The organism is Thalassobacter sp. (genome assembly GCF_982993085.1).
Genome location: NZ_CEZFMW010000209.1, coordinates 1 through 1,624 on the forward strand (window position 1 = coordinate 1; position 1,624 = coordinate 1,624).

General features: G+C 57.3%; 1 protein-coding gene and 1 pseudogene. Both read left to right on the forward strand.

Annotated elements, in window-relative coordinates; all coding sequences use genetic code 11:
* Positions 1-27 precede the first annotated feature (27 nt).
* On the forward strand, positions 28-1,341 hold the full coding sequence (locus AC4GMC_RS17970) for an ABC transporter substrate-binding protein (protein ID WP_487878623.1): 1,314 nt from the start codon (positions 28-30) through the stop codon (positions 1,339-1,341).
* Between the two features lie 116 nt (positions 1,342-1,457).
* A pseudogene (locus AC4GMC_RS17975) lies at positions 1,458-1,624 on the forward strand (sugar ABC transporter permease); the annotation flags it as partial.

The window sequence follows — 1,624 nt, forward strand, 5'->3', positions numbered from 1 at the left end:
ACAACATCCAATCAGGGAGGATCAGGGATGTCTATTAAGAGCGCACTTTGTGCGGCAACGGCATTTACGCTGGTAACAGCAGGCGGTGCATTTGCAGACGGCCATTCCGCAACGATCACCATCGCGACCGTAAACAACGGCGATATGATCCGCATGCAGGGCTACACCGACACATTCACCGAACAAACCGGCATTGCGGTTGAGTGGGTGACACTCGAAGAAAACGTACTTCGCCAACGCGTGACAACGGACATCACCACCAAAGGTGGCGCGTTCGACATCATGACAATCGGCATGTACGAAACCCCCATTTGGGGCGCAAATGGCTGGCTCGTAGCGCTGGACGATCTGTCCGCTGACTACGACGCAGCAGACATCCTGCCCGCAATGGCTGGTGGTCTGTCCCACGACGGCACATTGTTCGCAGCGCCTTTCTACGGCGAAAGCTCGATGGTCATGTACCGCACAGACCTGATGGAAAAAGCCGGTCTGGAAATGCCCGACGCCCCATCGTGGAGCTTTATCGCTAAAGCAGCACGCGCAATGACCGATCGTGAAAACGACATCAACGGTATCTGTCTGCGCGGTAAAGCCGGTTGGGGCGAAGGTGGCGCGTTCATCACAGCCATGTCCAACTCCTTTGGCGCACGCTGGTTCGACGAAGAGTGGAACGCACAGTTCGACACACGTGAGTGGTCCGACACGCTGAACTTCTACAAGAACATGATGGACGACGCTGGTCCCGAAGGTTACGCGACCAACGGCTTCAACGAAAACCTGTCGCTGTTCAACCAAGGCAAATGCGGCATGTGGATTGACGCCACTGTTGCAGCGTCCTTCGTAACTGGCGACGACTCGACTGTTGCTGACTCCGTGGGCTTCACGCTCGCACCCGACAACGGCATGGGCAAACGCTCCAACTGGTTGTGGGCATGGGCGCTGGCCGTTCCTGCTGGCACACAGCAAGAAGCAGAAGCCAAACAGTTCATCGAGTGGGCCACATCCAAGGACTACATCGAACTGGTTGCTGCAAACGAAGGTTGGGCAAACGTTCCTCCCGGTGCACGTACGTCGCTGTACGAAAACCCCAACTACCAAGCGGTTCCTTTCGCTCAGATGACACTGGACTCGATCCTGTCGGCTGATCCGAACAACTCGACCGTAGACCCCTCCCCCTACGTTGGTGTTCAGTTCGCAGCGATCCCCGAGTTCGCCGGTATCGCAACTGAAGTGAGCCAAGAGTTCTCCGCGGCCTACGCTGGACAGCAGTCCATCGAAGAAGCCCTGGAAAAAGCTCAGGCCATCACGAACGAAGCAATGGAAGCCGCTGGCTACCGCTAAGCGACTTACGCCGGAGGGCGGGCCAAGCGCCTGCCCTCTGGACACTCTCTCTCCTCTTCCTTTTTTCTATTTTATGCACTCCTGCGGCTCGTCCGCTAACGATCGAGGTATAACCAATGGCCACCAAAGCATCCCGATCCGCCGCCCGCGTTATGATGGCGCCCGCCGTGGTCCTGCTCTTGGGCTGGATGTTGGTGCCCTTGATCATGACCCTGTGGTTCTCATTCACCAAGTACCTGCCCCTGCGCGGCGACAGCATTGAGCGCGGTCTCGATTGGGTCGG

Excerpts from the sequence above, each read along its gene's own strand:
- AC4GMC_RS17970 (WP_487878623.1), top strand. The coding sequence starts at position 28 with ATGTCTATTAAGAGCGCACTTTGTGCGGCAACGGCATTTACGCTGGTA.